The 24,122-nt window shown below is 34.7% G+C and carries 16 protein-coding genes, 3 tRNA genes and 3 pseudogenes; 19 read left to right on the top strand and 3 right to left on the bottom strand.

Annotated features, from left to right (window positions below; translation table 11 throughout):
• Positions 1-219: 219 nt before the first annotated feature.
• Positions 220-2,835 (top strand): DNA gyrase subunit A, encoded by a 2,616-nt coding sequence (gyrA, locus tag ACNQGN_RS09230; RefSeq protein ID WP_417987533.1) that lies wholly within the window; start codon positions 220-222, stop codon positions 2,833-2,835.
• Here gyrA and ACNQGN_RS09225 read toward each other — a convergent pair.
• Positions 2,832-2,876 (bottom strand): annotated as a pseudogene (locus ACNQGN_RS09225) (hypothetical protein); the annotation flags it as partial. The gene gyrA and the pseudogene ACNQGN_RS09225 sit on opposite strands and share 4 nt — an antisense overlap.
• Before the next feature lie 5 nt (positions 2,877-2,881).
• Here ACNQGN_RS09225 and ACNQGN_RS09220 point away from each other — a divergent pair.
• Positions 2,882-4,150, top strand: coding sequence for a tetratricopeptide repeat protein (locus tag ACNQGN_RS09220; RefSeq protein ID WP_417987532.1), 1,269 nt, complete (start codon positions 2,882-2,884; stop codon positions 4,148-4,150).
• Between the two features lie 57 nt (positions 4,151-4,207).
• Here the strand turns inward: ACNQGN_RS09220 and ACNQGN_RS09215 are convergent, their stop codons facing one another.
• Together ACNQGN_RS09215 and ACNQGN_RS09210 are read right to left on the bottom strand one after the other, a co-directional pair.
• Complete coding sequence (locus tag ACNQGN_RS09215; RefSeq protein WP_417987531.1) at positions 4,208-4,969, bottom strand: C40 family peptidase; 762 nt, start codon at positions 4,967-4,969, stop codon at positions 4,208-4,210.
• Positions 4,970-5,039: 70 nt separating this feature from the next.
• On the bottom strand, positions 5,040-6,218 hold the full coding sequence (locus ACNQGN_RS09210; protein WP_417987530.1) for an acetyl-CoA C-acyltransferase: 1,179 nt from the start codon (positions 6,216-6,218) through the stop codon (positions 5,040-5,042).
• A 229-nt stretch (positions 6,219-6,447) separates the two neighbouring features.
• Here ACNQGN_RS09210 and ACNQGN_RS09205 point away from each other — a divergent pair.
• The 17 genes and pseudogenes from ACNQGN_RS09205 (at position 6,448) to ACNQGN_RS09125 (ending at position 24,097) form a co-directional block, all read left to right on the top strand.
• A tRNA-Ser gene (locus ACNQGN_RS09205) sits at positions 6,448-6,531 on the top strand.
• Between the two features lie 17 nt (positions 6,532-6,548).
• Positions 6,549-6,623 (top strand) — tRNA-Pro (locus ACNQGN_RS09200).
• Between the two features lie 22 nt (positions 6,624-6,645).
• Positions 6,646-6,719, top strand: a tRNA-Arg gene (locus ACNQGN_RS09195).
• Positions 6,720-7,413: 694 nt separating this feature from the next.
• Positions 7,414-8,742, top strand: a complete 1,329-nt coding sequence (locus ACNQGN_RS09190; protein ID WP_417987529.1) for an IS110 family RNA-guided transposase — start codon at positions 7,414-7,416, stop codon at positions 8,740-8,742.
• 444 nt (positions 8,743-9,186) lie between these two features.
• Positions 9,187-9,645: a T9SS type A sorting domain-containing protein gene (locus ACNQGN_RS09185; RefSeq protein WP_417987528.1), complete on the top strand. Its 459-nt coding sequence runs from the start codon at positions 9,187-9,189 to the stop codon at positions 9,643-9,645.
• A 3-nt stretch (positions 9,646-9,648) separates the two neighbouring features.
• A complete protein-coding gene (locus tag ACNQGN_RS09180; RefSeq protein ID WP_417987527.1) occupies positions 9,649-9,891 on the top strand; it encodes a hypothetical protein in 243 nt (80 codons plus the stop codon).
• A gap of 15 nt (positions 9,892-9,906) precedes the next feature.
• Positions 9,907-10,032, top strand: a pseudogene (locus tag ACNQGN_RS09175) (SpvB/TcaC N-terminal domain-containing protein); the annotation flags it as partial.
• A 66-nt stretch (positions 10,033-10,098) separates the two neighbouring features.
• Positions 10,099-11,532: an FG-GAP repeat domain-containing protein gene (locus ACNQGN_RS09170; RefSeq protein WP_417987624.1), complete on the top strand. Its 1,434-nt coding sequence runs from the start codon at positions 10,099-10,101 to the stop codon at positions 11,530-11,532.
• Positions 11,474-15,808 carry an RHS repeat domain-containing protein gene (locus ACNQGN_RS09165; protein WP_417987526.1) on the top strand — a complete coding sequence of 1,445 codons (4,335 nt, stop codon included), beginning with the start codon at positions 11,474-11,476 and terminating at the stop codon, positions 15,806-15,808. The genes ACNQGN_RS09170 and ACNQGN_RS09165 overlap by 59 nt, the downstream gene beginning before the upstream one ends.
• 4 nt (positions 15,809-15,812) lie before the next feature.
• Complete coding sequence (locus tag ACNQGN_RS09160) at positions 15,813-16,268, top strand: hypothetical protein (RefSeq protein WP_417987525.1); 456 nt, start codon at positions 15,813-15,815, stop codon at positions 16,266-16,268.
• A 17-nt stretch (positions 16,269-16,285) separates the two neighbouring features.
• Positions 16,286-16,470 (top strand): annotated as a pseudogene (locus tag ACNQGN_RS09155) (RHS repeat-associated core domain-containing protein); the annotation flags it as partial.
• 707 nt (positions 16,471-17,177) lie between these two features.
• Entirely contained in the window at positions 17,178-17,567 is a 390-nt protein-coding gene (locus tag ACNQGN_RS09150; protein WP_417987524.1) for a hypothetical protein, read from the top strand.
• 867 nt (positions 17,568-18,434) lie between these two features.
• Positions 18,435-18,998, top strand: a complete 564-nt coding sequence (locus tag ACNQGN_RS09145) for a Crp/Fnr family transcriptional regulator (RefSeq protein WP_417987523.1) — start codon at positions 18,435-18,437, stop codon at positions 18,996-18,998.
• 210 nt (positions 18,999-19,208) lie between these two features.
• Positions 19,209-19,526: a hypothetical protein gene (locus tag ACNQGN_RS09140; protein WP_417987522.1), complete on the top strand. Its 318-nt coding sequence runs from the start codon at positions 19,209-19,211 to the stop codon at positions 19,524-19,526.
• A gap of 162 nt (positions 19,527-19,688) precedes the next feature.
• A complete protein-coding gene (locus tag ACNQGN_RS09135) occupies positions 19,689-21,581 on the top strand; it encodes an acyl-CoA synthetase (protein ID WP_417987521.1) in 1,893 nt (630 codons plus the stop codon).
• 308 nt (positions 21,582-21,889) lie between these two features.
• Positions 21,890-22,789 (top strand): AraC family transcriptional regulator, encoded by a 900-nt coding sequence (locus tag ACNQGN_RS09130; RefSeq protein WP_417987520.1) that lies wholly within the window; start codon positions 21,890-21,892, stop codon positions 22,787-22,789.
• A gap of 276 nt (positions 22,790-23,065) precedes the next feature.
• Complete coding sequence (locus tag ACNQGN_RS09125) at positions 23,066-24,097, top strand: efflux RND transporter periplasmic adaptor subunit (RefSeq protein ID WP_417987519.1); 1,032 nt, start codon at positions 23,066-23,068, stop codon at positions 24,095-24,097.
• Positions 24,098-24,122 lie beyond the last annotated feature (25 nt).

Below are 24,122 nucleotides of genomic sequence, written 5' to 3'. Positions count from 1 at the left end.
GTTGAAAAACAAAAATCGTTCCTTTAACAACTGCTGTCAGCTAATAGACAAAAAAAAACGGGAAATAGAGGTAAAAAGCCGTCAATTTTATTAACTAAAACCAAGGTAAAATTTGTTAATAAATCATCGAAATAAGTATGCTGAAATAGGCTAAAAAATTTCAAAAAGCTGTATATTGGCACGTTTTGAAACTAATATAATTTTTTAATATAACAACTTATGTCTGAAGGAGAAAAGTTAATTCCTATTAACATAGAAGATGAAATGAAATCAGCTTACATCGATTATTCGATGTCGGTAATTGTATCAAGAGCACTTCCAGATGTTAGAGATGGTTTGAAGCCAGTACATCGAAGAGTTCTTTACGGAATGTATGATTTAGGAGTTTTTTCAAATAAAGCCCATAAAAAATCCGCCAGAATTGTCGGAGAGGTATTAGGTAAGTACCACCCGCATGGTGATACATCAGTTTATGATGCGATGGTTCGTATGGCTCAAGAATGGAGTTTACGTTATTTATTAGTAGATGGTCAAGGTAACTTTGGTTCTGTGGATGGAGATAGTCCTGCTGCAATGCGTTATACTGAAGCCAGAATGCGTAAGATTTCGGAAGAAATAATGGCTGATATCGAAAAAGAAACAGTTGATTTTCAATTGAACTTTGACGACACTTTATATGAGCCTAAAGTAATGCCAACGCGTGTACCTACTTTATTAATTAATGGTGCTACAGGAATTGCTGTAGGTATGGCTACCAATATGCCACCTCACAATCTTACTGAAGTAATTAACGGAACATTAGCTTACATTGATAATAATGAGATTGAGATAGATGAATTAATGAACCATATTAAAGCGCCAGATTTTCCAACTGGAGGTATTATATATGGTTACGAAGGAGTTCGTGAAGCATTTAAAACGGGTAGAGGACGTATTGTAATGCGTGCCAAAGTCGGTTTTGAAGAAGTTGACGGAAGAGAGTGTATTATTGTGACTGAAATTCCTTATCAGGTCAACAAAGCAGATATGATTAAACGTACTGCTGATTTGGTTAATGATAAAAAAATAGAAGGTATTGCAAATATTCGTGATGAATCGGATCGGAATGGTATGCGTATCGTTTATATTTTAAAACGTGATGCAACTCCAAATGTAGTTTTAAACACGCTTTATAAGTATACACAGTTACAATCATCCTTTAGTGTCAATAATATTGCATTAGTGAAAGGACGTCCTCAAATGTTGAATCTGAAAGAAATGATTCACTATTTTGTAGAGCACCGTCACGACGTAGTAATTCGTAGAACGCAGTTTGATTTGCGTAAAGCGGAAGAAAGAGCACACATCTTAGAAGGATTAATTATTGCTTCGGATAATATTGATGAAGTAATTGCGTTAATTAAAGCTTCGAAAAACACAGAAGAGGCAAGAGGGAAATTAATTGAGAGATTCAAATTATCGGACATTCAGTCCAGAGCTATTGTAGAAATGCGTTTGCGTCAATTAACAGGTCTTGAGCAAGATAAGTTAAGAGCTGAGTATGACGAAATTATGAAGTTAATTGAGCATTTAAGAGCTTTATTGGCGGACGTAAATTTAAGAACTGCTTTGATAAAAGAAGAGCTGGAAGAAATTCGGGAGAAATATGGTGATGCGCGTCGTTCAATAATCGAATATTCAGGTGGCGACGTAAGTATTGAAGATTTAATTGCCGATGAAAATGTGGTAATTACGATTTCTCATGCAGGTTACATTAAACGTACTAATCTTACGGAATACAAAACTCAGAATAGAGGAGGAGTTGGACAGAAAAGTGCCGGAACAAGAGATCAAGATTTCTTAGAGCACATGTTTGTGGCAACGAATCACCAATACATGATGTTCTTTACCCAAAAAGGAAAATGTTTCTGGATGCGTGTTTATGAAATACCAGAAGGAAGTAAAACTGCTAAAGGAAGAGCAATTCAGAATTTAGTAAATATTGAAAGCGACGACAAAGTAAAAGCATTTATTTGTACCCAAGATTTAAAAGATCAGGAATACATTAAAAGTCATAATTTGATTATGGTGACTAAAAAAGGTCAGGTTAAGAAAACATCTCTGGAGAAATATTCTAAACCAAGGGTAAATGGTGTTGCGGCAATTACGATTAAGGAAGGCGACGAATTATTGGAAGCAAAATTAACTAATGGTGAAAGTCAAATTATTCTGGCTGTTAAATCAGGTAAATTAGTTCGTTTTGAAGAGACTAAAACACGTCCTATGGGAAGAACAGCATCTGGTGTTCGTGGAATTACGCTTAAAGATGATACCGACGAAGTTATTGGCATGGTTACTGTAAATGATATGAGCAGCGAAATATTAGTTGTTGCTGAAAACGGATACGGAAAACGTTCAAGCCTTGACGAATACAGAATTACAAACCGTGGTGGTAAAGGAGTTAAAACCTTAAATATTACGGAGAAAACAGGTAAGCTTATTTCAATAAATGCAGTTACAGATGCTGATGATTTAATGATTATTAACAAGTCCGGATTGACCATTAGAATGGCTGTTGAAGATTTGAGAGTTATGGGACGTGCTACACAAGGGGTGAAGTTAATCAACATCAAAGGGAATGATTCGATTGCAGCAGTTACAAAAGTTATGAAAGACGATGTAGCAGAAGTGATTGTTGATGAAGAAGGTAATATCATAGAAACGGAAACAATCGAAAGAGTTAAACCCGTTTTAGAAGTTCTTGAAGACGAAGGTGCTGATGACGACGATGATGATGATGAGGACGAAGAGGCTGAAGATGATGCTGAAGACGAAGATTCGGATGATGAAGCTTAAAATAAGGATATAAAAAGAATAATTATTAAACAAAAACAGGAATATTATGAAAAGTAAATATGTAATACTTGCATCAGCATTATTGATATCAGTAGCTACTTTTGCTCAAAAGGATCAAATTAAAGCCGCTGAGAAAGCCTTGAAAGGTGGTAATTCTCAAGAAGCAGTAACTATTTTGCAAGGAGCAGAATCTTTGATTACAAATGCTACAGATGCTGAAAAAGCGCAATTTTTCTTTGTAAAGGGAAATGCTTTATTAGATTTAGCCAATAAAAATGTTGAGACGAGTTCAAATCTTTCACTTGCTGCAAAAGCATACCAAGATTTAATTGCTGTTGAAAAAGTTAGTGGAAAAGTGAAATATTCTACGCAGGCTGCTACTTCAATTACAGAAATAAAATTTAAATTAATCAATAGTGCGATCGCAGATTCTAAAGAGGACAAGCATTTAGATAGTGCTAAAAAATTATACGATGCTTATTCGTTAGATAAAAGAGACACTATTAATTTGTATTATGCGGCATCCACTTACGTGAATGCTAAAGAATATGATACTGCACTTAAGCTGTATGATGAGTTGAAAAACTTAAATTATTCTGGAAAAGGAACTAGTTATTTTGCAGTGAATAAAATATCCGGTGAAGAAGATGTTTTTACAACAGCTCAAGAAAGAGATAAATTGGTGAAAATGGGAACTCATGAAAAACCAAGAACTGAGGCTATTCCTTCAAAAAGAGGAGAGATATATAAAAATATGGCGCTGATTTTAGTTCAGAATGGAAAAACTGAAGAGGCTAAAAAAGCTATTGCTGAGGCAAGAGTTGCAAATCCTGATGACAGTTCGTTGATTTTGACAGAAGCTAATCTGTATTTAGAGACTAAAGATTATGTTACCTATAAAAAATTAATTTCAGAAGTATTAGAAAAGAATCCTAATGATGCAGATTTAATTTTTAATTTAGGAGTGATCAGTACTACTGCTAATAACACTGTTGAAGCAGAGAAATATTATAAAAGAGCTATTGAAATCAAACCGGATTACGTAAATGCTTATCTTAATTTAGCGATTTTAAAGCTAGATGCTGATAAAAAGCTTTTTGAGGAAATGAATAAATTAGGAAACTCAGAAAAAGATAATAAGCGCTATTTAGTTCTTAAAAAACAAAGAGAAGCTGTGTTTTTAGATGCTTTACCTTATTTAGAAAAAGCTAGTGAGCTGGATCCATCGAATAATGAGGTCAAAGCAACTCTGTTGAATGTTTACGGTGCATTAGAAATGACTGAAAAGAAAAAAGCACTGAAAGCAAAAATGTAAATCTCATTTTAGAGGATTAAAAAAAACCTATCTCGAATATTTTCTTGATAGGTTTTTTTATATGATTTTTTTAATCACTCTAAGTTTGTGTGTGTGTTTGTTTGTTTCAGCATTATAAATTCCGAGATGATCTAATCTGTCAATTCGTACTTTTCCACTGGCGTGGATAATGTGGTTGTCTGCCATGATAATACCTACATGTATAATATTGCCTTCTTCGTTATCAAAAAAGGCCAAATCGCCAGGTTCACTTTCTTCTATAAAACTCAAAGGTTCTCCTTGTGTAGCTTGTTGCGATGCGTCGCGTAATAATTGATATCCGTTGAGTTTATAAACCATTTGTGTAAAACCTGAACAATCAATGCCAAAAGGTGTTTTTCCACCCCAAAGGTACGGAGCATTCAGGTACAGAAAAGAAGTGTTAATCAAGCCTTCTTTGGGTTTGATACCGCTAATTTTAGTTCCTTCAAATTCAAAATAGGATGTATTAATATCATTGTGATGTAGAAATGATAATGATGAACCTAATGGGATTGGTATTAGAAGATTATTTGATGCTGTAATGTATTCTATTAAATCAGCATTCAGAATTATTGAATCTTCTGATAATTGATTGAAACTGGATTCGGAAATTAATTGGTATTGCTTAGAATCTATCCAGCCTTCGTAATCATCGTATTGCATTTTGATTCGAGACCATTGTTTCAATTGTTCTAAAATTTCAAAATGTTCTCCAAATAAAACTTGAGAAACAATTTCGCTTCTGTCGCTGGGTTCAAAGCGAAGTGGGATTATGGCTAGATTACAAATTCCGAACATTCAGGTTAATTTACGAGTTAAGAAGTATGGGTTACAAAGTTTTGAACTTATAACCCATAACTATGTTTATTTAGGCTCTTTCGATAACAATTGCCGAAGCACCGCCACCGCCATTGCAAATTGCAGCAGCACCAATTTTACCGTTGTTTTGCTCTAAAACATTTAATAAGGTAACAATGATTCTTACTCCGGAGCATCCTAGGGGATGCCCTAAGGATACCGCACCACCATTTACATTGACTTTACTGTCATCTAATTCCAGAATTTTTGAATTAGCCAGACCTACCACTGCAAATGCTTCATTAAATTCGAAATAATCAACATCGCTAATTGCTATTCCGGCTTTTTTCAATGCTTTCGGAATTGCTTTTGATGGGGTTGTTGTGAACCATTTTGGTTCCTGAGCTGCATCAGCATACCCATTTATATATGCTAGAGGTTTTAGTCCTAGTGCTATTGCTTTTTCTTCACTCATTAATATTACAGCTGCAGCGCCATCATTTATTGTTGATGCATTGGCTGCCGTTACAGTTCCGTCTTTAGTGAAAACAGGGCTTAATGATGGTATTTTGTCTAACTTTACGTTTGTGAATTCTTCGTCTTTAGAAACTATGATTGGATCTCCTTTTCTTTGAGGAACGGCTACCGGAACTATTTCATTATCAAATTTTCCAGAATCCCAAGCTTTTGCACTACGCTCATACGATTGAATTGCGAAGTTATCTTGATCTTCACGGGTAAAGTTATATTCTGCGGCACATAAGTCAGCACACACTCCCATAGCGCTGTTATCATAAGCATCAGTTAGTCCGTCTTTCTGCATTCCGTCTATCATTGTTGCAGGACCAAATTTAGTTCCGTTTCTCAAATGCAAATAATGTGGAATTAAACTCATGTTCTCCATTCCGCCAGCGACTACAATTTCTGCATCGCCACATTGGATTGCCTGCGCACCCATCATAACAGCTTTCATTCCAGAAGCACAAACTTTATTTATTGTGGTGCAAGCAACGGTATTTGGTAAACCGGCAAATAGAGCCGCTTGACGGGCAGGAGCTTGTCCTACGCCAGCCTGAACTACGTTTCCCATAAATACTTCATCAACTAAACTTGGATCTAATTTTATTTTGTCCAATGCACCTTTTATAGCTACCGCACCTAATCTTGGAGCAGTAACTGTAGATAATCCCCCCATAAAACTTCCGATAGGTGTCCTAACGGCAGAAACGATAACAACTCTTTTGTTCATAACTTATAAAATGTTGGTTTATGAAGCAAATTTAATCTTTTTTGAACAATTTCAAATTTAGATTAGATCAATATCTTTTTTTAAATTTATTTTGATTCTATATGTTTGATTGTGAAGTGTTTTTGTAAAAATGATAAAAAAGTTTAAAAAAAAGACCTAAAATAGTTGTGAGAAGTCTAAAGATGTCTTAAATTTGCAACCGCAAAACAGGACACGTTTCTTTGAGCTTGGAGGGGTGCCAGAGTGGTAATGGAGCAGTTTGCTAAACTGTCATCGAGCAATCGGTGCCAGGGTTCGAGTCCCTGTCCCTCCGCTTAATTTTTTGCACTTCGGGGTGTAGCGTAGCTCGGTTATCGCGCCTGCTTTGGGAGCAGGAGGCCGCAGGTTCGAATCCTGCCACCCCGACTATATTTTTTAAATGAGCAATGGAGGCATAGCTCAGCTGGATAGAGCACCTGCCTTCTAAGCAGGCGGTCGAAGGTTCGAATCCTTCTGCCTTCACAAAACCGACAAAATATACTTTTATATATTTGTCGGTTTTTTTATTTTTAAAAGTTGATCTTTAGTTGTTTAATTTGTTTTTGTTTCATTATCGCATTTCTACAATTTTTTTAATCTTATTATTTTAAGTAAATGAATTCTTAGGTACTTATTTTATAAGATTATGTATATCAGTCAATTACAATTGTACTTTTTCGTTTTTATTACAATTGGTTCGACATGTCCTTTTATGATAGGTAATAGGATTCGAACCTTTTTTAAGTTGTTGATTTGTAGTGTTTTATTGTTATTTTATCCTCATTATTACTATAAAAAAATCAAATAAAGTTATATTTTTATAAAAAGAGTAGTTTCAAAAGCAATTCGGCATCTAAAATTCGAACCATTAAAAGGGTAGATGAAATTACACTTTAGATAAAAAGAATCTTCACTTTGCTCCGGAATTCAAATACATACAAAAAGTAGAACCAAATAGCTAACTTTACTATTGCAGCGGTAAAACCTAGCACCCCAATGGTGAATACTATCCCTGCCGGAATTCTGGTTGAAATGTATAAACCCCAACTATATTGAGTAGTCGGGGCTTTGAAGAACCAATTGGTGACCTTCCTAGAAGGATCCCGTATAGAATAATGTTAGTTCAAAAGTACATTTCCTGCTGCTTTTTTTCAAATTTTCACTTAAATTTTTTATCATGAAAAAGACAGAAAAAATGCAAGTCATTAATCTCCATGCAGCGGGGATTGATGTTGGCTCAAGAAGCCATTTTGTAGCAGTAGGACAGAATCCAGAAGATGTGCGAGAATTCGGGGTTTATTCAGCGAACCACGCTGAAATGATTTCATTTTTGAAATATAAAGGCATCACAACCATCGCTATGGAAAGTACTGGAAGTTATTGGCAGACACTGTTTTTTGAATTACAACGCTCTGGTTATGAAGTCATATTAGTTTCTGGATACCAGACTAAAAATGTACGAGCAAAAACTGATGTTAAAGATTGCCAATGGATACAAAAACTTCATTCATTAGGCCTGCTCAGAGGATGTTTTTTACCTTCTGAACAAACTGCCAGACTGCGGGTGCTGCATCGCCACCGGTCTTCAATCCAAGCAAATGCTGCAGCAATGATAAACAAAATGCAAAAATCACTTCGGCTGATGAATTTACAATTAGATGTTGTTTTAGGTGATATAGTCGGTAAAACTGGTACAGCTATAATAGAATCCATTCCGCAAGGAGAGCGCAATGGGCTGGTATTATCTCAATTAACCGATCCTCGGGTTAGAAAATCAAAGCAGGAAATAGCGGATGCTTTGCAAGGACAATGGAGCGACGAACTGCTTTATGAATTGGAAGACTGTTATGATATTTATAAAACCTTCCAACTAAAAATGCAAAAGTGCGATCAAAAGATTGAAGCCCTATTAAAATCGTTTCTACCCAATCCATACAATGACAAACAACAAATAGATCTTGCTAAAAAACAGCTCAAAGGAAGGAACCAACCAAAATTTGACCTTTCTTGGTTAAGTTACAATTACTATGGTGTTGATTTATTTGCTATTGAAGGAATCGGCACTAATACAATTATGACTTTGATTACTGAAATTGGACTAGATTTATCTAAATTTAAAACCGCCAAGCAATTTACATCCTATTTAAGGCTTGCCCCAAATAACCGTATAAGTGGAGGTAAAATAATAAGTAGCCGCACACCCAAAGGAGCCAACAAGTTTGCATTATCCTTAAGAAATGCTGCCAATTCAATCGACCGCATCAAAGTTGGAAATCTTACATCATTTTTCAAAAGGGTCGCTTATAAAAAAGGAAGAGCCGCAGCCATCACAGCAACAGCTAGAAAGCTCGCCGTTATCATCTGGAACATGGCCGTGAAAAAGCAAGCCTATCAGCCAATACAAAACGAGATTTACGAAGGGCTGGTTAAACAAAAACGCATAGCTGCCGTCAAACGAATGATGAAAAACTCAAACATTTCATTTGAAGAATTAGGTATAACTTAAAAACAACTGAATAGATGGTTTCTCTGAAGAATTAGGCAATGTATTATTGGGAAAATCAGTATATTATATAATTCCTTATAATAAGTTAGATAGAAGGGTGTCAAGTTTGCAGCGGAATTGTGGCGACCTTTGCACCAGAATATCCAAAATTAGTATTCGACTTATTTCTTCTAGGACAAAGTGCAATTCATAACTTTAGTAATCCTTTTTTCTAATACTTAGTAGAATCGTAATGAACGGAGGAAATATGATATCTAAATCAACAAGAGTTTTTAATGTATCTACCTTGATTTTAGATTCAATTGCACGTCAATAGTTTTTTTGGTTCGTTTGGTAAATGACTTTAAGATGAGGTTAAAATATCATTAAGAGTTGGTGTTGGGTATTGTTAATGGCGTTTTGGAAGATTAGTTTTGAGGATTATACCCCAAAAAACTAAAAAAAATGAACAAAACCTTTACCTTATTGCTGTTGCTAGGCTGCTTTATGTATAATGCTCAAGCTCAAGACAGAATTATATTCACCTACGATAATGCTGGCAATCAAATCCAAAGAAGTCTGTGTCTTAATTGCACGACTTCTAAAACAACTAGTGTTAAACCCAAAGAAATAGTAGCACTGAAAGAAGAAGATTTGCAAAAGTTCTTCCCTGAAGATGTTATATCCTATTACCCCAATCCCGTAAAGGAAGAATTGTATCTTAAATGGGAACTTATGGGGGATGATTTGGTTACTTCTATACAAGTATATGGCTTGAGTGGGCAATTGCTAAAATCATATTCTGGACTAGAGAAAAATAATACACAAAACATTCCTTTTCAAGGATACCCCTCTGGAGTTTATGCTGTTATATTATTTTATAAAAACGGCGAACAAAAAACGATTAAAATCATTAAAAAATAAGATATGAAGCATTTTTACTATAGTTTATTCTTGCTAGGATTCTCCTTTTTTGTTTCTGCACAAGATTTAGGAGGAACGCCAGTTGAAGGATTAATTCCAATTAAAAGAACAGATACCCCGGTACAAAAAACATCGAATACTACCAGCGATTTTAATGTAATGCCTGAGATGCAGTCTGCAGCTTCAACAATCCCCACAGGAACTTCTACCGAGGTTGGGACTACCGAAGGGCAATTGTCTGTTTAGCTTTCTGGAGCTGCTACTTACAACATCCCTATTATGGTTCCTCCAGGTATTAATGGAGTTACTCCTCAAATAAGCCTGGGCTATAATAGCCAAGGCGGTAACGGCATGGCGGGTTACGGATGGAATATCTCCGCAGTATCTGCTATTACGAGAATTCCTGCTACCAAGTTTCATGATGGCACTATAGATGGCGTAGATTTTAACAGTATGGATCGATTTGCTTTTGACGGACAGCGATTAATGGTTAAAAGCGGTACTGGCGGAATTTATGGGGCAAATGGGACTGTTTATGAAACGGAAGGTTTTTCCAACGTGAAAATTACGTCCTATGGTGTACACCCTAACGGGGCAGCTTATGGCCCTGCCTATTTTGTAGTTGAATATCCTGATGGATCAATGGCACAATATGGAAATAGTTATAATCAATATGGAAGCAGCTACGAATCACGATCATTAACTACATGGTCTATTACTTACTGGCAAAATCCCCAAGGAGTTAGAATAAGCTACTTATATATAATTACAAATAATACTCTGCGTTTAATTGAAATATCTTACGGAGGTCTTGGTGAACCCGGAGATGAAACATTAAATACCATTCAATTCAATTATAAAAGTAGGCAAAGGCCTGAACGGAACTATTTAGGTGGCCAAAGTATAATACTTGACAAAATTTTAAGTACTATTTGTGTAAAAGGTTTTGGAGCAACTTTAAGGAACTATTTTTTAGAACATGGTTTGACGTCATTAAGCTATGAACGCTTGACCAGTATTACCGAAAAAAACGGTGATAACTCAAAAACCTTCAACCCTACAGTTTTTAGTTATGAAGATACCGCTGAATCTATATCGTATGCAGATATTACTACAAGCTTAAGTGTTGGAAACATAAGTACATTAAATGCCGGTACTGTTTCCGGAGATTTTGACGGAGATGAAAAAATGGAATTTTTAATATATCCTACCACAGGAACCGAAAGTAAAGCAAAGTATTGGTTATTTTCGAATATTAGTTCTGGTAATTACACAAATATAGGCGTTGAACATGCAGTGGGAGCTTTTGAAACTATTTTTCCAACCTCTTGGTTGAGTTGGAACAACAAATTAATGCCCAAACAAGGATGGACTGTCGCTAAAAAAACAGATACCAATTATACCTTTACCGTTTATAGTGCCGGGACGGTTTCCCCTATTTATTATCAATATGAACGAGTGGTGAATTTTCCAATACAGCCATCTGGGAGTAGCTGTTACTCTAATAAAATTATTCCAAAAAAGATACTTTCAGGAGATTTTAATGGCGATGGACTTACTGATGTGATTTCTATTGATAATGCATGCAGCTCCAAAAAAGTTTATTTTGTCGATTTAAAAAGAGACAATACCCCTAATTTTTTAACGTATTCAGGTGAATTATTAGCTTATCTGTCTACAAGTGCAAAAGTTGAAGTCGCTGATGTAAATGGGGATGGAAAATCAGATTTTATGGTTTTCGAAAACGGAAAAGTAACCAGTTATACCCTGAATGATGCGAATCAATTGGTTTTATTATGGAATTATTCAGACACAAACATCTCAATAGATGCTACAAAAACGATTTTACTGGGAGATTATAGGGAAAACCGATTTTATTATTCCTAAAGCATATGGTTCAACGGAGTGGTACAAATACTCCTCCACAGGGATTAGTTTTTTAAAGGAGGTTCAAACGTATTCTGGGATTCCTTTTAACCAAAACACTACTTTAATTTCTTATAGTTATATGGCCTCTGATTATAATAAAGACGGAAAATCAGATATAATTCAAACATCAGGTATTAAAAACTCAACAAACGCAAATGGTCAAATACAAGTTGTTTGTTATTTTAATAGAAATGGGACCTTTTGGAGTGGTGATAGATCCGGGGCTTCTAGCGCATACAGTACAGACATTAATTTGTATCCACTTCCTGTTTACTTGCCTACAGGAAAAGGTATTCAAACCAAAGAAAAACCTTATAATCCTACTTTGGAAATAGCATTTTTGAGTAATAATAAAATTTTCTACTTTAATTCTAATAAGGACAGCCCCAAAGAACAATTATTAAGATCTGTTACCACTGGTAATGGTGTAACCGAATCGATTACTTACAAACCTTTGAATACAGATTATGACGAGAATTATAATACGATATATAATCATAGCGGCTATACCGAAAATTATCCACTAACCGATATTCAGTCAGCCTCAACGGTTCAGGTTGTAACTAAACTCGAAAAACAAAGTGCCACCGATTATAAAAAACAATTATTTTCTTATTATGGTGCAGTTTCTAACCTGGAAGGATTAGGTTATCTAGGGTTTAGAGCTACTATGCGTACGAATTGGCATGATGACAGCAGTCCGATCATATCAAGTATTGCTAAAAACGACATCAATTTAAGAGGAGCAAATATTGAAAATTATACGGTATTAGGATATGCTTCGCCTTCTTACACCCCAACTACTTTTATCACAAAATCTACACTTACGTATGAAAGCGAACTCTTAGCGAACAAAGTTTTCAAACTAAAAAACACCCTATCAGCACAATATAATGGTTTAGATAATACCAGTAGTGAAACCACCACAACCTATGACGCTTATAATAATCCAACCACTACCACCACTAATATAAAAGAAGGAGCGACAATTGTGCAAACTACTGTCGGCAATGTAGGATATGACAACCAACCGACAGGAGCAACCTATTATATTGGCAGGCTCACCAGCAAAACGCAAAGTGTGACAGCTTCAGGAGATACCATGACCAGCGAAGAGCTATATGCTTATACCAATCATCTGCTAACCCAAGTCAAGAAAAAGGGACACAATACGGATTATATTACTGAAGATAATTTGTATGATTCTTATGGAAATATTACAAAAAAAACAATATCGGCCACAGGATTAGCTCCTAGAGTAACTAATTACGAATACGATATTTCGGGACGATTCTTGACAAAAAGCATCGATATCGAGGGATTGGCGACAACATTTACTTATAATGATTATGTCGGATTTTTAAACTCCGAGACCAATCCGTATGGCTTGACGACCTCATATAGTTATGATAGTTGGTTCAAAAAAATAAAAACCACCGATTATCTAGGAAAAAACAATACCTATACTTATACACGAAGCGCAGAGAAAACTATTGTAGACACAACTGGCGATGATGGCAGCGGCAGTCAGGAAGTATTTGACGATTTAGGCAGAAAAATAACAGCGGCAGTCAAAGACATCAATGGAAATTTCTCCTCCGTTTCTTATTTATACGATATTTATGATAGGAATATAAAAGTAAGTGAACCGTATTCCGGTGGTAGTCCTTCGCAGTGGAACGAAACCCAATATGATGAATATGGAAGAGTGATTCAGAATATTGCTTTTACAGGTAAAACAACCAGCATCAGTTATTCGGGCTTGACTATTACCATAAATGACGGTACTAAAACCAAAACCTCTACCAAAAATGCGATAGGGAATGTGGTCAGTATGACCGATAGTCCCGGAGGAACAATTACTTATACTTATTTTGCCAATGGTAATCTCAAATCGTCAAATTATGATGGTGTGCCAACTACTATTGAACAAGATGGTTGGGGTAGAAAAACCAAATTAACAGATCCGTCTGCAGGGCAATATACTTATACTTATAATGATTTGGGTGAAGCTTTAACGGAAACTACGCCAAATGGTACTACAACTTATACCTTAAATGCTGAAGGGAAGCTAATCCAAAAAACAATTGCAGGAACTAATACCAATAGTACGACGACTTATGTTTATAATGGTACTACTAAATTATTAACCTCTAGTACTTTTGTGGATGCCCTAGAAAATAATGCGACCACAACCACAACCTATACTTATGACAGCAGTAAAAGACTGGCAAGTTCTGTTGAAACGACACCTTATGCCACATTTACCAAACAGTTCACTTATGATGCATTTGGTAGATTAAATAATGAAACTTCGATAGCCAGCGCGGCGGGAAAAACGAGTGCCAAAACGGTTCAACATACCTATAAAAACGGACATCCATGGCAAATAATAGACACTGCCAATTCTCAGGTATTGTGGCAAACCAATACGGTTAATGCCAGAGGACAACTTACGGGAGCAACGATGGCTAACGGTAATATTGGCGTTGCCAACACCTATGATTCTTACGGTTTCGTGACGCAAACCAAACAGGACAGATTGATTGTTTCACCGGCAAATATTTTAACTCTCAATACTGCATTTGATTCACAGAGAGGCAATTTGAGCAGTCGTACTAATAGTTTGTTTAATTGGAGTGAGAGTTTTACTTATGATACTTTAGACCGATTGACCAGTTATAAAAACACAGCAGGGATAACAGAAACACAAAGCTATGATGATAGAGGCAGGATAACACAAAACACGGTGGGAACTTATAATTATACCAATACAAGTAAAGCTTATCAAAATACATCGGTAACACTAACGCCCGACGCTTTAGCACATTATCAAGCTTATCAAACCCAAAACATAAGTTACAACACATTTAAAAGCCCCTACCAAATAGAAGAAGTAGGAAAAGATAAAATTAGTTTTACTTATAACGATGGTAATGACCGTAGTACCATGTTTTACGGTAGTCTGGATAATGACAAGCTGTTAAGGCCGTTACGCAAATACTATAGTGCCGATGGCAGTATGGAGATTAAACATAACATCCTGACAGGAACAACAGAGTTTGTAACCTACATAGGCGGCGGCTATACCGCACCTTTAGTTTTAAAAAGTGATGGTACAACCCAAAATTATTTATATTTACACCGCGATTATCAGGGCTCTATTATGGCAATTACCGATGCAAATGGCTCGGTACTCGAAAAACGCCTTTTCGATGCTTGGGGGAATGTTTTGGTACAAGACGGAGCGGGCAACGTATTAGCAGGATTGACAGTTCTTGACCGTGGGTACACGGGACATGAACACCTGCAAAGCGTAGGACTCATACATATGAACGGTCGTTTGTATGACCCTAAGTTACATCGTTTCCTGCAACCGGATAATTATGTGCAGGATCCAAGTAATACACAAAACTATAATAGGTATGGGTATGTGTTGAATAACCCTTTGAAGTATACCGATCCTAGTGGAGAAAAATTTACTTTTAGCGATTTATTAGGTTCAATAGCAATAGTTGGTGGAGCAATATTAAGTGCAGTTGGTTTACCTATAGTTGGTGTTCCTTTAATTGCAGCTGGAGTAGCTCATTTTGGTGCCGCTGCTGCAGAGTATTCTAAAACCGGCGATTGGACTTCCGCTTCAAATAATGCGGGATTTATTGTTAGTTATTCCCAAAAAACGGATTGGGGCTATGATAATAAAGATAAGAAAAATGGAGTTACACAAAGTGCGCCTGTTGTAGCGCCTAAAACGGTGGAGGGTGTAAAAAAAGATAAAGGAGAAGGTGGTTTTGGTAATATGGTAAGCAATACATATTCTAGGGATGACATTCATAATTTTTATGGGGAAAAAATTATGATAAATTCAGAACACGGTAGCAATAATTGGTCGTTTTTAGGTATCATGCATACTTCACAAGATTTTTATGATGGCTATAAAGCTAAAGGGCTTAATAGTTATGAGGGCTTGCTTTTAATGCACGAATATGGACATTATTTGCACGCACAATCTAGTCCATTAAATTTTTATAGTTATGGTATGTGGTCAAGTATGGCAACAGCAAGTTCCTCAACTGCTTCAAGCAATTGGACAGAGATTAAAGCAAACACTATGTCTTATTACTACTTCCATTATCCTTCTATTTTCAATCGTAACAAGGAGGATTACCCAATTGATACAAACTCCATTTCTAACGAATTAAAATATAAATTGTATCACCATCTAAAAATTTAAAACCATGTTAAATGCTAAAAAAATCCTTTTCCTTTTCTTTTTATTTAATTTTTATTCTTGTGATAAATTAGATACACGAAATTTACTTGTGAAAAACAATTCTAATAAAGTAATATACAGTATCTTATCTGAAAATGATAGTATGAATGACGCAGGTTTTTATTATGAATATCAAAACGATTTTGATGAAACTAAAAGAGGAGATTATGATGCTCCTTTTGTTTTTACAGAAATTAAAAAAGGGCAAATAATTGCAAATCACGATAGGCCAAGGTTTTGGGATAATTATTTTAATAGATTAGAAGATAAGAAAGCAAGATTATTCATTGTACAAAAAGATAGTGTAGATAAATATGGTTGGAAAGCAATATTTAGCAAAAATATTTACAATAAAAAGTATTACTTAACCCTCGAAAATTTGGATAAGATGAATTGGGAGATAGAGTATGAAGGAAAATAACATTCTATCCATGAGACTACACTGGACACGAGCATCTGCAAAGTGTAGGTCTCATACACATGAACGAGCGTTTGTATGACCGAAGTTACATCGATTCTTGCAACCGGATAATTATGTGCAAGACGCTAGTAATACCCAGAACTATAATCGCTATGGGTATGTGTTGAATAATCCTTTGAAGTATACCGACCCTAGTGGGGAACTTAAAATTAATTGGAATGACATAATTGCTGGAGTAGCTATAGTAGTAGGTGTTGTAATGGTAGTTGCTTCGGCAGGAACGCTTACGCCAGTATCAGCGGGATTAATTGGTGCTGGATTGGCTCATTTTGGTGCTACTTTTGCAGAATACTCCAGAACCGGAGATTGGAATGCTGCATCAAATAATGCTGGTATCTCATTTAGTGCAACTGTAAAGACAGATTTTGGTTATGGCAGTGATAATAAACCTAATGGTGTTACTCAAAGTGAGCCTGTTGTAACACCTAAGAGTGGTACTGATGGTGGAGGGAAAGGTAAAGGAGACGATTCGTTTCATCCAGGACAATTTTTGCCTAATTTCAAATCAGACATTGGATTTGATATATTAAAATTTAAAGGATTACATTATGGCGTACCTGAATTTGAAAGTAGTTTAATGGATGGTGCAGCATTTACACCAGGTCCTTTTGTGATATACCCAACAGGGCGTAGTAGTGATAAGTCGCTAAATACCCATGAAGGTGGCCATGTATTACAGTTTACTTTGATGGGAGCCTTTTATTATCCGTACATTGCTTTGCCGAGTATGTTACACGTAAATGACCCTGACACTGATAATCACTATCATGAAAAAACAGCAAACCAATTGTGGTATTGGTGGTCTGGGGAATCTTGCAAAAGCAATCCGCTTTATACTAGAAAAAAATTATGAAAAAGCTAATATTATTCTTCGTATTAATTTTATTTGGATGTCATTATCATACCGATAAATTAAAGGTTATAAATAATTCCATAAAAGATATCTATTACCGTCCAATGCTAAAAGACCCAAAAGACGGTGTGTATTATGGATTCGGTGGTGGAAATATAAAACCTGGCGAACAACACTCTCCAAAATTAATAGGTCAAATTTGGTATAAGATGAAACAAAAAGAGTCCGATAAGATTTTGTATGTTGTTTTTTTTGATAAAAAATATATGAAATATGTATTTGAAAATGAAGAAAAAATAGTCTATGATAAAAGATTTAAAGTTCAAAAATATTCACTTAAACAATTAGATAGTTTGGACTGGAAAATTACTTATGATGGGAACTAGCCAGTTTAAAAATAATTCATTAAAACTCTAAGCGTATGTTTAGAGTTTTTTTATAACTAATTTTTGGTAGTTTCTCACAGAACACAGATTAGACAGATTGTCACAGATTTTTTGATTACAACATGAAAAAGCCAACATGATTATGACAGTTCAGAACAGGACTTTTCCAATTAGAAAAGAACAAAATTAAATCTGTGTTAATTTGTTCGATCCGTGTTATCTGTGTTCTATTTTCAGATGTGTCCAGACGGTAGCAGTGATGGTTTTAGTAATTTTTAAAGTTGAAAAAATTAACTTTTGTGACCCTAATTATTCAAAGCAGTTAGCTAATAACTTCAAATCTTCCAGTAAAAGGTTCGAATTTTGTCCTGCAAGGTTCACAACAAAACCCACTGGATTCAGTGGGTTTTTTGCGTTTAATGCTTTTCGAATTTCTTATTTTCCTACATTTACAACAGGAAAACGCAACATTTTAAGACATTTTCACGAACAAATCACGAACATGAAAATAGAAAACCATATTTTTTACAAAAAAATACAATTTTTGAAGCTATTCAGAGTGTAATGTTCGAACCATCAAAAAAAACTCCACCAATAATTTTTAAATATTTTCATTCAATCTCAGATAAGTACTGTTTTTAATATTGGTATATGTAATGTGATTTAAATTACATTAATGAAATTTGTTCATTAATTTAAATTGAAAATAGATGGCCATTTAAGAATGGCACCTAAAATATTTTTTATTATATTTAGCACAGATAGCGGCTGTTTTTAGATTTAAAAATATTGGATTTTAACATGGCAGCCATTACAAATTGATTTTTTTACTACGAATAATTACTCCCAACGGGTTATATAAATAAAATGGAAATATTTGAATACATAAATATCAAAACCAAAATCAAAACGACATACTATGAAATTATAAAAAAGGCGTTTAAACAGGAGGTTTATAAAAAAGGGACTATTCTCTTGAAACCAGGCAATGCATCTCAGAAGTTGATTTTTGTAGAATCCGGTTTATTACGGATGTATTACCAATTGGACGCAAAAGTAATTACTTTTCTTTTTCTTGCAGAGAATGCTATGATGTTTCCTCTTGAAAGTGTTTTTTATAATAAGACTGATCCTTACGGGTGGGAAGTTGTTCAGGACTGTACTTTGAGCATTGCCCAATTTGCCGATATACAAATACTTATGGATACAATTCCTTTTTTTGAACGTTTCATTCTGTATGAATCTTTCAATGTACATAAACAATTGTCGGATAAGCTATACGGCATTCAAATGCTTACTGCTGAAGAACGATATAAAAAACTACTCGAAACACACCCAACTATCCTTCAAAATGCTCCGTTGGGGCACATAGCCTCCTATCTTGGTATTTCGCAACAACACTTAAGTGTTATTCGTGCTAAAAAAAATTAAAGCGTTGTACTTTTTTAAGAATTCTTAAAAAAAGTCTGATTATTATCTACCAACTTTGCATTTACAAAATTTGTTTATCCATCTTCAAAAATGGGGAGCAAATTATAACGCCAATTATTCCATTACCAGCCCTGATTTTTATATATAAGCTTTGGTAATAATTACAAACATTATGCGAAGCATTTTTTTTAATTTAAATAGAAAAACATTATGGAATCCATCTTAATATACTTTATCACCGGCATTTTTGGTTTGGCAATTTTGGGTAAACTAACAGGTAAAACCACAGCTACTTTTGACAAAGCAGGGTACAACCATTATTTTATGTATTGTCTAGCTTTGGGAGAATTAATGCTGACAATCGGTTTATTTACAGAATATGTATTGTATTCAATTATTGGCCTACTGGTCATTATGCTTGGAGCAATTTTTACATTGTTCCGACAAAAAGCAAAGCAACAGCAATACATTTTATCAATTGTAGCCATCAGTTTATTATTAACATTATATTGTTTGCAATATTCATAGATGGCAAATATGGAAATTCTTGAACCTTAGTTCAAGCTTCTAAGAAAAAAGGAGTAAAAACAGGTGGAAATTCTGCAGTTTATTTTTATGACCCAACTATAATATGGTTGAGTTTTGTGGTACAATGGATACTATATAAAGAAAGAAGAAATATTAAATAGTATGAATCAGTTATCAACTTTAAATGAAATAAAAAAATATGAAGAATTAGGTATGATCTCATTGCCTCCCAATACATATGAGGCATTGCTAATTTCTGCAAAAAAAAACAGCGATAGTACCGCGCTTTATTTTTTTTTAGACGGATCGTCTTATCAAAATGCAGTCACTTTCTCTTATTTAGAACTTTTGAGAAAGGTCAATGCGTGTGCCAATATGATGTATCATCTTGGATTGGATAACGAGGAAGGCGTTTCGGTGTTATTGCCTAACTGCCCCGCCTATGTGCTAACTTTGTTTGGCACTCAGGCTCTTGGCATAATAAATCCAATCAATCCAATGCTCGAATTGAGTCATTTGGCGGATATTATCAATGCTGCTGAAAGCAAAATCATTGTTACACTTACCTCTACCTCAACCATGCCTTATCTGGAAAAAGTGAAAGCTTTGGTTAAATTGACTCCCTCAGTAAAGTATGTTTTGACTGTTGATTTGGGTTATTATTTGGGAGAAAAAACTTCTGCTGAAATTGAGGTAATTAATGGTGTACATTTTCTGGATTTTCATCACCATTTAGATCAGCATAATACTGAATCTCTCGATTTTGAATGTACTAAAAACCACGATTCAATAGCTTCTTATTTCCATACAGGTGGTACAACGGGCAGTCCTAAATTGGCGCAACATTCACATCTGAACGAAATGGTGAATGCTTTTATGGTACACGAGTGCCTCCAAAACCAAAATCTCAAAACTTTTCTTTGCGGTTTACCTTGGTTTCATGTTAATGGTGTGGTTGTTACAGGCTTGGTTCCACTATTAAATGGCCATACGTTGCTTTTAGCAACACCCATTGGGTATAGAAATACAGGACTAATGGAAAATTTTTGGAAAATTGTGGCACATTACAAGGTTTCTTTTTTTAGTGCTGTTCCTACTATCCTAAGTAAACTTCTTAACGTTCCGATTGGTGATGCAGACATTTCTTCTTTGGAAAGTCTTCTTTGTGGTGCAGCGCCACTTTCAGATAAACTTTTTACTGATTTTCAAAAAGGCACAGGCCTGCAGATCATCGAAGGATATGGCCTTACGGAGGGAACTTGTGTGAACACCATTAATCCATTAAAAGGTAATAAAAAAATTGGTTCAGTAGGTTTGCCTATACCATTTCACCAAATGAAAGCAGTAATAATCGATGATAATGGAAATTATTTAAGAGATACTGACACCAACGAGCAAGGCATTTTGGTGGCTTACGGACTTAATGTGATTACGGGCTATAAAAGTGATATCCACAATAAAAATGCTTTTGTAGAAATTGCCGACAAAAAATGGTACAATACCGGCGATTTGGGGAGGCAGGATGCAGATGGCTATTTTTATATCTTAGGGAGAAAGAAAGAACTAATCATAAGAGGCGGACATAATATTGATCCTAAACTGATAGAAGAGCCTTTGAGCAAACACACTTCCGTTGCGGCCGTAGCAGCAGTAGCACGCCCAGACGCATATGCAGGTGAATTGCCGGTTGCTTATATCGAACTAAAACCAAATACTTCAGCAACAGTAGAGGAGCTCATGCTATTTGCGGAAACTCACATTCTTGAAAAGGCAGGTGTGCCCAAAAAAATGTATATCATTCCACAAATGCCCCTTACAGCTGTAGGCAAAATATACAAACCCGAACTCGAGAATTGTCAAATAAAAGAAGTTTTTGAAATAGCCTTATCACAAATTTCTGGTATTGATGGCTTTGATATAAGTTTTGATATGAGCAACGGCAGAATGGTCGAGATTTTTGTAAGATGCAGTGATGATGTAGATTGTCATAATTTAATTAAGATAAAACTGGGATACTATTCAGTAAAATATTTAATAATCAAAAGTTATGACTAAAATAAGTTTATCACAATAAACAGGTGGGTTTAAGATATATTGCAATAGAGTAAATAGAAAGGTTATTTATATTCAATATAACTATTCAGATCAAATAGAAACTAATTATTTTAAGCCTTAAAAAATTATGACACAATAGAGTTACTTCAATAAAATCTAAAATTCCCTAGCTGTAAATCCCGAATACTCGGGATTTTTACTTTAATTATTAACAGAATTATGAATGAAAAAAAATGAATAAATTAAATATTGACATTGTCAAAAAATCGCCTAAAATTTATTAATTTAACATATGTAATTATATGCTTATGTCAAAGAAAAAAATAGTCGAAAGTATATTAAAGTATGAGGCAATTGTAAATGATGGTATTTTAGAAAAAAAATCGGTTACTGATGGTTTTTCAATAACCCTTAATCTTCTTATGGTTGACTATGAAGCATTCAAAAATTATTTCAGATCAGATTATTTTCATCTAATTTTTATTGAATCAGGCGAAGCAACTATTAATATCAACCTAACAGACTATCACGTTAAAAAAAATGATTTTCTTCTTTCCTCTCCGTTCGACATTAAAAGATTAATCAAATTTAAAGACTGCAAAATATCTACAATTCTCTTTACTGGTGATTTTTTAGAAAAAACGGACCTTTTAAAAAGTACAAACGATGTACTTACTTATTTTACTTCAAAGTATTCTCCAAAATGGTCGTTAAATCAAAATGATTCTGCTATTGTCAAAAAAAATATGAAGGAACTTGATGAGAAGCAGGGAAATATTCTGCCACACCCTTATGGAAAAGAATTATTATACTTAGCATTTACTTCTTTTTTATATGAAATCGCTGCATTAGCTCAAAAATATGCACAATCAATCAACAAAAACATATCAAGAAAAGAAAATCTGGTTATTAATTTTACAGCTTTAATAGTAGCTCATTTTAAAAAGGAGAGAAGTTTACAATTTTATGCCTCCGAACTCAATATCACTGCCAAATACCTGACCGAGACTATCAAAGAGATTACGGGTAAAACAGCGGGTGAAATTGTTGAAAGTTTTGTTATTCAAGAAGCCAAAATGCTACTCAATAATCCTGAATTAAGTATTGCTGAAATTGCAGAAGAACTTAATTTTAGTGACCAATCATTTTTTGGAAAATTCTTCAAACGGTGCACTGGATTTTCCCCAAAGAGTTATAGGCTTCTTTAGTACAGTCATAGATCTCTTCTAATCAAACCTTCTGAAAGTACTTTCAGAAGGTTTTTTATTTTCTTTTCCAATACTTTTTATTGCCAACTTAAACATTAACAGACATAAAATCCTTCGGTTTTTATCTTTTCTGGTTATAAAAACAAAAACTATCATTTAAAAACGAATAATAGACCAAACTTGCCGATTAGACAACCTTTCTACAGCCTAATCACCACAATATCTTTGCCCTGTAAATAAAATATAACTCATTAAAAAAAATTAAATCACATAATCATGAAAGCAAAAACAAATTATTTTTCAACCCTAATGGCATTATCATTATTGACTGTAAGCTGTAATAATAAAAAAGAGGAAGAAGAAAAACCACAAGCTTTAAAAGTCAATGTTCAAAAAATTCAAAAAGTGGATAGAGTTCAGGAATTAAATTATTCAGCAACAATTGAAGCCGACAATACAGCACAAGTAAGTTTTGCTGTTCCTGGAACAGTATATTACGTAGCCGTTAATGAAGGGCAAACGGTTCATAATGGCCAATTGTTAGCAAGTATCGACGCAACAACATATAGTAATGCCTTGCAGATTGCAAATTTAAGTTATGAGCAATCCCTAGATACATACAACAGGCTTAATGAATTATATGTTAAGGGAAGTTTACCTGAAAAAGATTATATAGACATCCAAACCAAACTGGCGCAATCGGCAGCTAATAAAAGAATTAGCGCCAAACAGATTACCGATACTCGTTTGTACGCTCCAATGACTGGAATAATTACACATAGATTGATTGAAAAAGGTAGTACCGCTGCACCTGGAATTCCTGCATTTAGCATTATCAAAACAGATAGGGTATATGCTAAAATAACAGTTCCCGAAAGTGAAGTTGGAATTTTACAACAGGGGATGGTAGCCAATGTATTCATTCCTACTTTGAATGATTCCATAAAAGGCAAGATATCTATAATTAATCCACAAGCGGATGATAAGTCAAAAACTTTTACAATTAAAATTAAAATTAATAACGGTAGTCAAAAACTACTGCCTGGTATGTTGGCTTATGTAAAAGTTAATCCAATGAAAACAGAAAAAGTAATCGTTATTCCTGCAACTGCTGTTGTTAGAGACGCTGATGATTTAACCTATGTTTATGTGGCAAATAATGATAAAACTGTTGTTCGTAAACGTATTACTGTCGGCAGCATTACCGGAATGCAGGAAATCATTATCAAAGAAGGATTAAACGAAGGTGATAATATAGTTACTGCCGGGCAGTCAAGACTTAAAGACGGAGCATTAGTAACATTCTAAAAAATAATACTCAGAATTCAAAAAT

The organism is Flavobacterium rhamnosi (assembly GCF_048286515.1).
Classification (GTDB): Bacteria; Bacteroidota; Bacteroidia; order Flavobacteriales; family Flavobacteriaceae; genus Flavobacterium.
The sequence above is the reverse complement of the archived record's forward strand: the minus strand, read 5'-3'. Positions and strand labels throughout refer to the sequence as shown.